This is a genomic window from Sphingomonas sp. DC5200-1 (assembly GCF_049897245.1).
Lineage (GTDB): Bacteria > Pseudomonadota > Alphaproteobacteria > Sphingomonadales > Sphingomonadaceae > Sphingomonas > Sphingomonas aquatilis.
This window is the reverse complement of the sequence record NZ_JAFCVW010000002.1, coordinates 1-12,912: the sequence shown is the minus strand read 5'-3', so window position 1 is coordinate 12,912 and position 12,912 is coordinate 1. Positions and strand designations below refer to the sequence as shown.

At 67.5% G+C, this 12,912-nt stretch carries 11 protein-coding genes and 2 tRNA genes; 7 read left to right on the top strand and 6 right to left on the bottom strand.

The genetic code is table 11. The features are described 5' to 3' along the window. Positions 1-65 precede the first annotated feature (65 nt). The gene (locus tag ACP7A3_RS03265; protein WP_426255323.1) at positions 66-875 is read left to right on the top strand and encodes a shikimate 5-dehydrogenase; all 810 of its coding nucleotides are present in this window, start codon (positions 66-68) and stop codon (positions 873-875) included. Between the two features lie 46 nt (positions 876-921). Here the strand turns inward: ACP7A3_RS03265 and ACP7A3_RS03260 are convergent. Both ACP7A3_RS03260 and ACP7A3_RS03255 read right to left on the bottom strand, forming a co-directional pair. Beyond that, positions 922-998 (bottom strand) — tRNA-Arg (locus ACP7A3_RS03260). Positions 999-1,059: 61 nt separating this feature from the next. Continuing rightward, positions 1,060-1,136 (bottom strand) — tRNA-Pro (locus ACP7A3_RS03255). Between the two features lie 140 nt (positions 1,137-1,276). Between ACP7A3_RS03255 and pnuC the strand changes: the two genes are divergently transcribed. Genes pnuC through lepA form a run of 3 tightly spaced genes read left to right on the top strand, consistent with a single transcriptional unit; the run spans position 1,277 to position 4,215 of the window. After that, positions 1,277-1,849 carry a nicotinamide riboside transporter PnuC gene (gene pnuC / locus ACP7A3_RS03250; protein ID WP_331361768.1) on the top strand — a complete coding sequence of 191 codons (573 nt, stop codon included), beginning with the start codon at positions 1,277-1,279 and terminating at the stop codon, positions 1,847-1,849. After that, the gene (locus ACP7A3_RS03245; protein ID WP_426255324.1) at positions 1,846-2,370 is read left to right on the top strand and encodes an AAA family ATPase; all 525 of its coding nucleotides are present in this window, start codon (positions 1,846-1,848) and stop codon (positions 2,368-2,370) included. The genes pnuC and ACP7A3_RS03245 overlap by 4 nt, the downstream gene beginning before the upstream one ends. 33 nt (positions 2,371-2,403) lie before the next feature. After that, a complete protein-coding gene (gene lepA, locus ACP7A3_RS03240; RefSeq protein ID WP_017979455.1) occupies positions 2,404-4,215 on the top strand; it encodes a translation elongation factor 4 in 1,812 nt (603 codons plus the stop codon). A 401-nt stretch (positions 4,216-4,616) separates the two neighbouring features. On the opposite strand, the gene ACP7A3_RS03235 is transcribed toward lepA, so the two are convergent. From ACP7A3_RS03235 to ACP7A3_RS03225, 3 genes are all read right to left on the bottom strand, one after another. Beyond that, positions 4,617-5,075 carry a hypothetical protein gene (locus ACP7A3_RS03235; RefSeq protein WP_226341824.1) on the bottom strand — a complete coding sequence of 153 codons (459 nt, stop codon included), beginning with the start codon at positions 5,073-5,075 and terminating at the stop codon, positions 4,617-4,619. A 73-nt stretch (positions 5,076-5,148) separates the two neighbouring features. Then, positions 5,149-5,616, bottom strand: coding sequence for a YaiI/YqxD family protein (locus ACP7A3_RS03230; protein WP_426255325.1), 468 nt, complete (start codon positions 5,614-5,616; stop codon positions 5,149-5,151). Between the two features lie 12 nt (positions 5,617-5,628). Next, complete coding sequence (locus ACP7A3_RS03225) at positions 5,629-7,365, bottom strand: DEAD/DEAH box helicase (protein ID WP_426255326.1); 1,737 nt, start codon at positions 7,363-7,365, stop codon at positions 5,629-5,631. A gap of 408 nt (positions 7,366-7,773) precedes the next feature. Here ACP7A3_RS03225 and ACP7A3_RS03220 point away from each other — a divergent pair, with 408 nt between their 5' ends. After that, on the top strand, positions 7,774-9,069 hold the full coding sequence (locus ACP7A3_RS03220; protein ID WP_426255327.1) for an MFS transporter: 1,296 nt from the start codon (positions 7,774-7,776) through the stop codon (positions 9,067-9,069). Beyond that, positions 9,066-10,304 carry an arsenic transporter gene (locus tag ACP7A3_RS03215; RefSeq protein ID WP_244055859.1) on the top strand — a complete coding sequence of 413 codons (1,239 nt, stop codon included), beginning with the start codon at positions 9,066-9,068 and terminating at the stop codon, positions 10,302-10,304. Before ACP7A3_RS03220 ends, ACP7A3_RS03215 begins: the two co-directional genes overlap by 4 nt. A 109-nt stretch (positions 10,305-10,413) precedes the next feature. On the opposite strand, the gene ACP7A3_RS03210 is transcribed toward ACP7A3_RS03215, so the two are convergent. Continuing rightward, entirely contained in the window at positions 10,414-11,595 is a 1,182-nt protein-coding gene (locus ACP7A3_RS03210) for an NAD(P)/FAD-dependent oxidoreductase (RefSeq protein ID WP_426255350.1), read from the bottom strand. A gap of 60 nt (positions 11,596-11,655) precedes the next feature. Between ACP7A3_RS03210 and ACP7A3_RS03205 the strand changes: the two genes are divergently transcribed. Beyond that, on the top strand, positions 11,656-12,507 hold the full coding sequence (locus tag ACP7A3_RS03205) for an HpcH/HpaI aldolase/citrate lyase family protein (protein ID WP_426255328.1): 852 nt from the start codon (positions 11,656-11,658) through the stop codon (positions 12,505-12,507). Positions 12,508-12,912 lie beyond the last annotated feature (405 nt).

Here is a 12,912-nt window from a genome sequence, read left to right as displayed (position 1 = left end):
CGGCAACGGTCCGTTCGCGAAATGGCGTGCGTTGACGCGGGCGCCGACACGCGAGAGGAGGGGGCATGACCAAGCCCCCCATCGGCCGCGACACGCGGCTGTGCATGTCCCTGTCGGCGCGTCCCGGCAATTTCGGCTCGCGCTTCCATAACCGACTGTACGAGCTGACGGGGCTGGACTTCGTCTACAAATCCTTCTCGACGACCGACCTGCCCGCGGCGGTCGGCGGCATTCGGGCCTTGAACATCCGCGGCTGCGCGATCTCGATGCCGTTCAAGGAGGCGGTAATTGCGCTGCTCGACGGCCTCGCGCCTTCCGCTGCGGCGATCGACAGCGTCAACACCATCGTCAACGACGATGGCGTGCTGACCGGCCACAATACGGATTATGGCGCGGTGGCGGATCTGTTGCGCGACGTCGACCCTGCCACGCGATTCGTGTTGCGCGGATCGGGCGGCATGGCCAAGGCGGTCGCCGCCGCGCTGCGCGACAGCGGCTTCACGGACGGCACGATCGTCGCGCGCAACCGGGCGGCGGGCGAACCGCTCGCGACGCTGTACGGCTATCGCTGGTCGCCGGAGCTGACGGATGGCGCGGCACTGCTGATCAACGTGACGCCGCTCGGCATGACGGGTGCCGATGCCGACGCGCTCGCCTTTCCGGCCGAGCTGATCGCGGACTGCACGATCGCCTTCGATGTCGTGCAATATCCGCCCGAAACCCCTTTCCTCCGCGCGGCGCGCGAGGCGGGCAAGCGTTGCATCACCGGCACCGAGGTGGCGACGTTGCAGGCGTTGCAGCAGTTCATCCTGTATACGGGTGTGACGCCGACCGATGCGCAGGTCGCCGAGGCCGCCGCGTTTGCGCGCGGCTGAACCGTGTCGGCGAGATGCCGAGCCACATTCATCGATGGTTGGAAAATGGCGCGCCCGGAACGATTCGAACGTCCGACCCTCAGATTCGTAGTCTGATGCTCTATCCAGCTGAGCTACGGGCGCTTGGCCATGGCAGAAGCCACGGCGGGTATTTGGGCCGCGGGTGGGACCCGCAGCGAAAGAATGGTCGGGAAGAGAGGATTCGAACCTCCGGCCCCTGCCTCCCGAAGACAGTGCTCTACCAGGCTGAGCTACTCCCCGACGGAGTCCGTCCGGGTCGTTTTCGGCGACCCGACCGTGCTTGGAGGCGCGCCTATAGCCACGCCCGAAACGGGATGCAAGCGCCCGATGCACTCTCTTGCGAAATCATGCGTGTCCGCCGTAGCAGGTGGGGCGTGAACATGATCGAAGCCCTTGCTGCGGCACTGGTAATCCTGAACGTGGCGCTCGTCGCAGGTCGCAGCCTGTGGAACTATCCGGTCGCGCTGTTGGCGGTGACGATCTACGCAAGCGTGTTCTTCGAGGCGCGGCTGTACAGCGACGCGCTGCTTCAGGGCTTTTTCTTTGCGGCGAATCTGTACGGCTGGGCGAATTGGTCGCGCAGTCGGCAAGCGGCGGGCGAGGTGGTGGTCGACACGCTCGATTCGCGGGGGCGGACGCGCTGGTTGGCGGGCGGCATCGCCGCCTGGGCGATCTGGAGCGCGCTGATGCATCGCTACACCGATGCCTCCTATCCCTGGTGGGACGGCGCGATCGCCATCGCGTCGGTGGCAGCACAGCTGTTGCAGGCGCGTCGCCGCATCGAAAGCTGGTGGGTGTGGATCGCGGTCGATGTGGCGAGCGTGCCGCTCTACGCCGCCAAGGGGCTGTGGTTTACCGCCGGCGTGTACGGCGTGCTGCTCGCGCTGGCGGTCTACGGCTACGTCGACTGGCGGCGCGCCGCGACGCGACGCCAGCTGGCGGTGGCGGCATGACGCCCCGAACGATCTGCCTGCACGGGCCGGAGAGCACCGGCAAGTCGGCGATGATCCCCCGGCTCGTCCAGCATTTCGGGGGCGTGCCGCATGTCGCCGAATTCGGGCGCACCTATTGCGAGGCGTTCGGCACCGACCTGACGATGGCCGATCTGGTCGAGATCGCGAAGGGGCATGACGGCAAGACCCGTGGCGCGCTGTCAGAACGCAGCTATCCCGTGATCCTGGACACCGATCCGCTGATGACGGCGGTGTGGGCGGACATGATGTTCGGCCGCCGCGATCCCTGGTTCGCGACCTGGACCAATACGGCGGACATCTACCTGCTGTTCGATATCGATTTGCCTTGGGTCGACGATGGCACGCGGATGTTCGGCAGCCCCGCGCAACGCCAGCGTTTCTTCGATCTCAGCCGCCGAATCCTAGAGGAGCGCGGCGTGCGCTGGGCGCTGGTGAGCGGGCAGGGCTCGACGCGTTACATCAACGCGCTGCACGCGATCGAGGCGCTGAGCCGCGACTAGCGCAAAGCCGTCGTCCCCTGCTAGGGGCGGCGCATGACGACCCCGCTTTCGCAGATCCGTAACTTTTCGATCATCGCCCATATCGACCATGGCAAGTCGACGCTTGCCGACCGCCTGATCCAGCGCACCGGCGGCCTGACCGACCGCGAGATGTCGAGCCAGGTGCTCGACAACATGGACATCGAGAAGGAACGCGGCATCACCATCAAGGCGCAGACGGTGCGCCTGTCGTATCCCGCGAAGGACGGCGTCACCTATACGCTGAACCTGATGGACACGCCGGGCCACGTCGACTTCGCGTATGAAGTCTCCCGCAGTCTGGCGGCGTGCGAGGGCGCGCTGCTGGTGGTCGACGCGGCGCAGGGCGTCGAGGCGCAGACGCTCGCCAACGTCTATCAGTCGATCGAGCATGACCATGAGATCGTGCCCGTCATCAACAAGATCGACCTGCCCGCCGCCGAACCCGAGAAGGTGCGCAAGGAGATCGAGGATGTCATCGGCCTCGATGCGTCGGAAGCGGTGTTGGCGAGCGCCAAGTCTGGGATCGGCATCGACGACATCCTCGACGCGATCGTCACCAAGATTCCGCCGCCCAAGGGCGATGCGACCGCGCCGCTGAAGGCGATGCTGGTCGATTCGTGGTACGATCCGTATCTCGGCGTCGTCATCCTGGTCCGCGTGATCGACGGCACGCTGAAGAAGGGGCAGCAGGTCGCCTTCATGCAGGCGGGCACGACGCACCTCGTCGATCGCGTCGGCTGCTTCCGCCCGAAGATCGAGCAGCTGACCGATTTGGGGCCGGGCGAGATCGGATTCATCACCGCGCAGATCAAGGACGTCGCGCAGGCGCGCGTCGGCGACACGCTGACCGATGCCAAGAAGCCCGCAGCCGAACCGCTGCCGGGGTTCAAGGAAGTGCAGCCGGTGGTGTTCTGCGGGCTGTTCCCGGTCGACGCCAACGACTTCGAGAAGCTGCGCGAGTCTATCAGCAAGCTGCGGTTGAACGATGCGAGCTTCAGCTTCGAGATGGAGACGAGTGCGGCGCTGGGCTTCGGCTTCCGCTGCGGCTTCCTCGGCCTGCTGCACCTGGAGATCATCCAGGAGCGGCTGACCCGCGAATACGACCTCGACCTGATCACGACCGCGCCTTCGGTGGTCTATCAGATCGACCTGACGCACGGTGGCGGCCAGATCGATCTGCACAACCCCGCCGACATGCCCGATCCCAACAAGATCGAGTCGATCAGCGAACCGTGGATCGAGGCGACGATCTACGTCCCCGACGAATATCTCGGCAGCATCCTGAAGCTGTGCCAGGACCGCCGCGGTATCCAGAAGAACCTGACCTATGTCTCGGGCCGCGCCCAGGCGACGTATGAATTGCCGCTCAACGAAGTGGTGTTCGACTTCTACGATCGCCTGAAGTCGCTGTCGAAGGGCTATGCCAGCTTCGACTATCACCAGATCGGCTATCGCGAGGGCGACCTCGTGAAGATGAGCATTCTGGTGAACGAGGAGCCGGTCGACGCACTGAGCATGATCGTCCACCGCGGCACCGCCGAAGTGCGGGGGCGTGGGATGGTCGAGCGGCTGAAGGAGCTGATCCCAAGGCACATGTTCAAGATTCCGATCCAGGCGGCGATCGGCGGCAAGGTCATCGCGCGCGAGACGATCAGCGCGATGCGCAAGGACGTGACCGCGAAATGCTATGGCGGCGACGCGACGCGTAAGCGCAAGCTGCTCGACAAGCAGAAGAAGGGCAAGGCCCGGATGCGCGAATATGGCTCGGTGAGCATTCCGCAGGAGGCGTTTATCGCGGCGTTGCGGATGGGGGATGAGGGCTGAGGCTGAGCGCCCGAGGCTAAGCAAAGCTTAGCCGAGGACCAGCGCCAGCCCGGCCGACGACCGCGCGACCCCGTCGTCGCGCGTGTCGATCGACGACGCGGCTTTGCCGCGGCGTGGTCGTGTTTCGGTGTGTCTTTTTTCTTCGTCACTCCGGACGTGTTCCGGAGTCCACTCTGCGGCGAGGCTTGCGCTTTGAGCCTCCGGGCGTCCCATGGCCGCCTGGTGGACCCCGGAACACGTCCGGGGTGACGGGTTTAATGGGGCCGAGGTTGTTCTTCAGTGCGCCACGCCGCGGCAAAGCCGCGTCGTCGATCGACACGGGCGAGAGTGAACTCGCCCGGTCGTCGGCCGGGCTGGCGCTGGTCCTTGACTAAGCTGTGCTTAGTCTTGGGCGCGCAGCCTTACATATAATTCTGGGGATCCGGGCTCGGCAGGTTGCAGGCGCGGGTCTTGCCGCGTTCGCAGGCGTCGACCTGCGCGCGCCAGTCGGCCATCGCCATCGCATAAGCCCGCTCGCGGTCCGCCTGCAGCGCGGCATTCGCGACGATCGTCTGACGACGGGCACGCATCGCGGCGCGATAGGCGGCGACATCGGCCTGATAGCGCGCGTCATTGGCCGCGTTGACTGCGGTCACGGCATGGCCGTCCATGCGGGCCTGTGCCGCGACGTCGCGATTGGCGGCGGCGACGCCCGGCGCGCTTTCGGCGGCGATCGCGTTGCTGCGTGGGGTGTTGCTGTCGTGACCCGGATCATAGGGCAGCGGCGTGCTGGGCTGATCGGCGGGATTGGTGCTCTGGGTCTGCGCGATGGCCGGGGCGGCGATCACCAGGGCGGCACCAATAAGTAACGGACGAAACATGGAGAATGCTCCTTGTTGGACTGTCCGCGATAATCGGTGAACGACAGATCCGGTTCCGAACCCGGTGTCGGCGTCAGCGTTGCAGCTTGGCCAGCAGCGTGTCGAGGGTCTGCAGAAAGCGGCTGCGGTCGGCGGCGGCGAAGGGTTTGGGGCCGCCCAATTGCTCGCCGCCCGCGCGCAGGTCTGCCATGATCGCCCGCGTCGCGATCGCGCCACCGATCGATGCGGTCGTGAAGGGCTTGCCGGTAGGCGCCAGCACCGTCGCGCCCGCCTTCAGACAGCGATCGGCCAGCAAAATGTCCGCAGTAATCACCAGTGCCGCGGCATCGGCGCGTTCCGCGATCCAGTCATCGGCGGCGTCGAAGCCGTCGCTTACCACAATGCGGGTGATGAGCGGGTGCTGCGGGATACGGAAGGGCGCGTTGCTGACCAGCGTCACGGGCACCTCCTGGCGCCACGCGACTTTGTAGATTTCGTCCTTCACCGGACAAGCGTCCGCATCGACGAGGATGCGGACGCGTGGTGCCGGATCGGACGTCATCGGTCGCGCGCCTTAACCGCGGGGGCCCTTGCGGTAGGGCTTGGCCTGATGCCGCGCGGGGGCGCCGCCGGTACGCGGGCGACCGGCATTGTCACGCGGCGCGCGCGGACCGCGCGGACCGCCGCCATGACCGCCCTCAGCGCGCGGATTGCCGGCGAAGGGGACGATCTGCAGGCTGCCTTCGTCGCTTTCCGGGTTGGCGGTACGCTGTACGCTGGCGAGCACCCGGTCGGCGACGGTGCGCGGCACTTCGAACAACGTGTCGTTCGGGTTGATGCGGATCGCGCCGATTTCCGCCTTGGTGATATGGCCGCGGCGGCAGATCAGCGGCAAGAGCCAGCGCGGGTCGGCATTCTGGCGGCGGCCGATGTCCATGCGGAACCAGACGGTATCCTCGAAGCCGGGGCGGGGACCCTGCTGACGCTCGCTCTGCTGCGGCGCTGCCGAATCGAGCAGGTCTTCGGCCTGCGGCATCGCGGCGCGGTGCGCGTGGACGAGCGCGGCGGCAATATCTTCGGGCGACTTTTCGGCGATCAGGCGCTGCGCCAGCTCGCGATCCTCGTCATCGAACTCGATCGGTTCGAGCAGCGTCGCGATCAGGCGCTCGCGATCCTGTTTGCGGATGTCGTCGGCGCTGGGGGCGGGGATCCAGTCGCAGGCGATCTTGGCCTGCTTCAGCATCATGTCGACGCGGCGGCGGCGCGGGTAGGGGACGATGAGCACCGCGGTGCCCTTCTTGCCGGCGCGCCCCGTGCGGCCCGAGCGGTGCTGCAGCGTTTCGGCGTCGCGCGGCATTTCGACGTGGATCACGAGCGTCAGGCTGGGCAGGTCGATGCCGCGCGCGGCGACGTCGGTCGCGACGCAGACGCGGGCGCGGCGATCCCGCAGCGCCTGCAACGCCTGGTTGCGCTCATTCTGGCTGTGTTCGCCCGACAGCGCGACAGCTGCGAAGCCGCGCTCGACGAGGCTGGCGTGGAGGTGGCGGACGTTGTCGCGGGTGGCACAGAACAGGATCGCCGTTTCCGCTTCGTGGAAGCGGAGCAGGTTGATGACGGCATGTTCGATATCGGCGGGCGCGACGGTGACCGCCTGATATTGGATGTCGCCGTGGCCACGCGTCTCACCGACGGTCGAGATACGCAGCGCGTCATTCTGGTAGCGCTTGGCGAGCGCGACGATCGGCTTGGGCATGGTCGCCGAGAACATCAGCGTGCGGCGTTCGGACGGCGACGAATCGAGGATCTGCTCGAGGTCTTCGCGGAAGCCCATGTCGAGCATCTCGTCCGCCTCGTCGAGCACGGCGACGCGCAGCGCGGAGAGGTCGAGCGCGCCGCGTTCGAGGTGATCGCGCAGGCGGCCCGGCGTGCCGACGACGATATGCGCGCCGTGGCTGAGCGAGCGACGCTCCTTGCTGGCGTCCATGCCGCCGACGCAGGTCGCGATGCGCGCATGCGCTTCCTTATACAGCCACATCAGCTCGCGGCTGACCTGCAACGCGAGTTCGCGCGTCGGTGCGATGATCAGCGCGAGGGGGAGGCCCGGCGGCGGCAGCGTGCCGTCGACGAGCAGTTCGCCCGCCATGGCGAGGCCGAAGGCGACCGTCTTGCCCGAACCGGTCTGGGCGGAGACGACGAGATCGCGGCCGGCGGCTTCCGGTTCGATTACCGCGGCCTGGACGGCGGTAGGCGCTTCATAGCCACGGGCGACGAGCGCTTCAGCGAGAAGCGGGGGCAGGGAGGAAAAGGGCATGGGAAACCTAAAATAAAAGCGGGCCCCGAAGCCCATGCCGACAGGGCAGGGCTGGAGCGCAGCAGGTCAACAAAATCGCGATGGAAATCGCGGGCCAATGCGGGCGGCAATACGGGTAATGTGGCGCTTATCGCGTGCGCATCATGGCCGTGGCCGTAACCCCAAGAGACCCTGCCTGCGCGCCAAATCCGCGAAGCCGAGGCCGAGCGAGGCCGCGCGGGCTCCCTACGCCAAACCGCGCCGCTGCGCAACTCGCGCAAAAATCGGCGGGTGGCGCCACACGCGCTCTGCAACATTCCGTAACATTTATTAGTCCGATGCGGGATCAAAGCCCGGCGCCTGCCGTTGGGCGGCGACGGATTGGAACGGGGCCGCCACGGCGCCGACCATCGCGGTGAGGACGACTGCATGGCGACACTGGCTCCCCCGGCCCCACGGCACGCACCCCGAGATCGCGGCGGACCGCATGGCGCCGGGCGCACGCTGGATGCGCTGAACTTTTTCCTGGCGGATGTGCGCGATGGGCTGGGCCCGTATCTCGCCATCTATCTGCTCGCGATGCGCGGACCGGCGCATGGCTGGAACGAGGCGACGGTCGGCATGGTGCTGACGATCGCGGGCATCGTCGGGCTGGTATCGCAGACGCCGGCAGGCGGCCTGATCGACCGGAGCCGTAACAAGCCGGCGATCGTCATCGTCGCGGCATTGCTGGTCACGCTGACCAGCGTATCGCTGCCCTTCGTCCACGGTTTCGCGATGGTCACCGCGACCCAGTCGCTCGCGGCGGTGGCGGGGGCGGTCTTCGCCCCGGCGATCAGCGCGATCACGCTGGGCCTGTTCGGCCCCAAGCTGTTTTCGAAGCGCGTCGGGCGGAACGAGGCGTTCAACCATGCCGGAAACGCCGTATCCGCCGCGCTGGCCGGAGCGCTGGCGTGGAAGTTCGGCCCGGTCGTCGTCTTCTGGTTGATGGGCGCGCTGACGGTGGCAAGCGTCGCTGCGGCGCTGCGGATTCGCAACGGCGACATCGACAATGCGGTGGCGCGCGGCCTCGATTGCGAACCGGACGAGACGTGCGAGCAGCCCGGCGGCTGGCGCGTGCTGGTCGAGAACCGGCCGCTGCTGCTGTTCGCCGCCATCGCGTTCCTGTTCCACCTGGCCAATGCGGCAATGCTGACGTCGGTCAGCCAGCTGCTCGCTAAGACCGTGGGCAAGGATTCGGCGACCTCGCTGACCGCCGCCTGCATCGTCGCGGCGCAATTGGTGATGGTGCCGGTCGCCGTCATCGTTGGCCGCAACGTTGATAGCTGGGGTCGCAAGCCGCTGTTCCTCGTCGCATTCGGCGTGCTGGCCGCGCGCGGTGCGCTATATACGCTGTCGAACGACGCCTGGTGGCTGGTCGGGGTGCAGGCGCTCGACGGAGTGGGAGCCGGCATCTTCGGCGCGCTCTTCCCGGTGGTGATCGCGGATCTGACCAAGGGGTCCGGCCGCTTCAACGTCGCGCAGGGTGCGGTCGCGACGGCGCAGGGGCTGGGCGCAGCGCTCAGCGCGACGCTGGCGGGCACGATCATCGTCGGGGCAGGCTATGCCGTAAGCTTCCTGACATTGGCAGCGATAGCGGCGGTCGGCCTCGCGCTCTATGCGATGGCGATGCCCGAGACGAAGCCGAAGCATCACGCGCCCAAGGCGAAGGGGCACGCCGCATGATCGCGACGGTCGCCATCTGTGCGGGCGCCACCGCAGGCGTCATCGCGCGCCCGTTCCGCTGGCCGGAGGCGATCTGGGCGGTCGGCGGCGCGTTGCTGCTGCTGGTCACCGGGTTGATCGCACCCGCGGCGGCTTGGGGCGCGGTTCTGAAGGGCAGCGACGTCTATCTGTTCTTGATCGGCATGATGCTGCTGTCCGAGGCGGCGCGCGAACAGGGCGTGTTCGACTGGGTCGCCAATCTCGCGGCGGCGCGCGCGAACGGATCGGCCACGCGCCTGTTCACATTGGTGTTCCTGACCGGGGTGGTCGTGACGACCTTCCTGTCGAATGACGCGACCGCGGTGGTGCTGACCCCGGCGGTCTATGCCGTGGCGCGACAGGCGGAGGTGAAGCCGCTGCCGCTGCTGTTCGCCTGCGCGCTGGTCGCCAATGCGGCGAGTTTCGTGCTGCCGATCTCTAATCCGGCGAATCTGGTGCTCTACGCCAGCGACCTGCCGCGACTGGGCGCGTGGCTCGGCGCGTTTGCGCTGCCGTCGGTGTTGGCGTTGGTCGCGACCTATGCGGGCCTGCGCTTCCTATTCCGTGACGCGTTGAGCGGAACGGCGGCGCAAGGCGAAGGGGTGAGCCTGTCGACTGGTGGCCGGCTGGCGCTGATCGGGATCGGTGCGACGGCGACCCTACTGACGATCGCGTCGGCGGTCGGCTGGGATCTGGGCTGGCCGACCTTTGGTGCGGGCCTTGCCACCGCGATCGCGGTGCAGGCGCGGGCCGGCGAGACGCCGCTGCCCTTGCTGCGGCGGGTGTCATGGTCTGTGCTTCTGCTCGTCGCAGGGCTGTTCGTGATGGTCGAGGCACTGGCGGAAACGGGGCTGATCCAATGGCTCGCCACGCAGGTGATGCACGGCGCAGCGACCGACCTGCGCGCGACCGCTGCGGCGGCAGGCGGCCTGCTTGCGGTCGGTAGCAACGCGATCAACAATCTGCCCGCCGGGCTGATCGCCGCGCAGACGATCGCGGCGGCGCACCCGCCCAAGCTGATCGTCGACGCGCTGCTGATCGGCGTGGACCTCGGCCCGAATCTGTCGATCACCGGCAGTCTCGCGACGATCCTGTGGCTGATCGCCATTCGCCGCGAAGGCGAGGACGTCAGCTTCTTCCAGTTTCTGCGCGTCGGTGTGGTGACCACGGTGCCCGCGCTGATCCTGGCGATCGGCGTGCGGGTGTTGCTCGGCTGACGTGATTCGCCCGGGTCGAATCGGCCGTCGTCCTAGCGTGGGCTAGGATCTCCGGTCGGGGCGGGCGCTAGAGGTCAATAGGGTGACGCTTCTAGGAAAGAGGCAAACTCTAGAGCGCCTGCGCCGCAGCCCAGCCACTCGCCCACGCCCATTGGAAATTGTAGCCGCCCAGCCACCCGGTCACGTCCACCGCTTCGCCGATCGCGTGAAGGCCCGGCACCCGGCGCGCCTCGAGAGTCTGCGACGATAGATCGGCGGTGCTGATGCCGCCGACGGTGACCTCCGCCTTGGCAAAGCCTTCGCTGCCGTTGGGCGCGAAACGCCAGTCGGCAAGGCGTCGCGCCGCCTCGTCCAGCCGCCGGTCCGGCGTGTTGGCCAGTTCCGTGCTCACGCCGATTCGCTCGGCCAGTGCCTCGGCGAGCCGGTCTGGCAGATGCGCGGCCAGCGCGCGGCGCAAGGTGGTGCGTGGTTGCTGGCGCTTCGCCTCGATCAGCCAGCCGGGCGCGGCATCGGGCACGAAGTCGATGCCGATCGATTCGCGGGGGCGCCAATAGCTCGACACCTGCAGGATGGCGGGACCCGACAGGCCGCGGTGGGTGAAGAGGGCGGCCTCGCGGAACCGCGCCTTGCCGGCACTGGCGACCACCTCCGACGCGACGCCGGACAGCGTGGCGAATAACGCCTCCTCGCCGCCCAGCGTCAGCGGCACCAGCGCCGGCCGAGGCTCGACCACCTTCAACCCGAATCGGCGGGCGAGATCATAGGCGAATCCGGTCGCGCCCAATTTGGGGATGGAAGGGCCGCCGGTGGCGATGACCAGCTTCGGCGCGGTCACGGTGCGGCGGGGCAGGGCGACGCGGTACGCTTGACCATCGTGATCGACCGCGCCGATCGGCGACGACAGGGCATAGTCCACGCCGCCCGCCGCACATTCGTCGCGCAACATCGCGACGATCTGCTTCGCCGACCCGTCGCAGAACAATTGGCCCAGCGTCTTTTCGTGCCAGGCGATCCCATAGCGATCGACGAGCGCCACGAAGTCTGCCGCCGTGTAGCGGCCCAGCGCCGATTTGGCGAAATGGGGGTTGGCGGACAGATAGCGGTCGGGCGCCGTGTGGATATTGGTGAAATTGCAGCGCCCGCCGCCCGAGATCAGGATCTTGGCGCCGACCGCGTCATTGTGATCGACCAGCAATATGCGGCGGCCGCGTTGTCCGGCTACTGCGGCGCACATCAGTCCGGCGGCGCCGGCGCCGAGGACGATCACATCATAGGTATCGGGGCTCGTCATGCGGCGCCGGTAGCCGCTGGCGGCGGCGTCGGCTAGCACGGCGCGCTTAAGGAGAGAGCGATGCGACTGAGATCCCTGCTGTTCGTACCCGGCGACCGACCGGAGCGATTCGCCAAGGCGGCGGCCAGCGGCGCGGATGCGATCATCCTCGACCTGGAAGATTCGGTTGCGATCCCGGCGAAGGCGGCGGCGCGCGAGGCGGTGGCGCGCTATCTGGCGGAACCGGCGGACGTGATTCGGTTCGTCCGCGTCAATCCGCTGGGGAGCGGGGACCTCGACGCCGATCTTGCGGCAGCGCGCGGCGCGGATGGCGTGATGCTGCCCAAGGCGGAGGGGGCAACGGACATTGCGGCGCTCGTTGCGCGCATGGGCGATGCGATCGTGCCGATCCTGCCGGTGGCGACCGAGACGCCGCGCGCGGTCTTTGCGCTCGGGGGCTATGACACGGTGGCAGAGCGGCTCGCCGGCCTGACCTGGGGGGCGGAAGATTTGCCTGCCGCGATCGGCGCCAGTGCGGCACGCGAATCGGATGGGCGCTACACGCCGCCCTATGAGGTGGTTCGGACGCTCGCCTTGATGGGCGCGCATGCCGCGGGGGTGGCGGCGATCGAGACCGTCTACCCTGCGATTCGCGATGCGGACGGGCTTGCAGCGTATGCTGCCCGGGGCGCGCGCGACGGCTTTACGGGTATGATGGCGATCCACCCGGGCCAGGTTGCCGCGATCAACGCCGCCTTCACGCCGGGGGAGGCGGCGCTGGCCGACGCGCGTGCGGTGGTGGCGGCCTTTGCGGCCGCACCGGGAGCGGGGGCGCTGCAGCTGGATGGGCGGATGATCGATGCCCCACATCTCAAACAGGCGCGGGCGCTGCTGGCACGGGCCGGCGAGGGGCAAGACGCTAAGGGAATGTGACAGTCAGGCGGCGGCCCGGGAAACCGGCCGCCGCTGGTGCGTTGAGACGCGACGAACCCCCAGACCGGGGATCGACACCGGATCGACGCGTAGAGGGCCTCAGCAGGCCTCCTCAGCGACTTTTTCGGGTGTCCGCAAAAAATCTGCAATTTTTGTGTTGACGGCCCAGGCGCCCCCGCCTAGATGGGTGTCACCGCAGCGGTGGCCGACACGGTCACCGAGGCAGTCACAAAAAACCTGGCGCGCTGACCGCCCCGAGAAAAAGGGGTAAGGTAGCTGTGCCGGTGTTTTTGTCGGCTCTTTGACATTGTAGGTAAGATGAAGGGACATGTGGGCGGCGGCTCGTGTGTTTCGGGTCCTCAAGGCCCGGGATGCACGTTAAGCAAATAGGCCGTTCGTATGTCT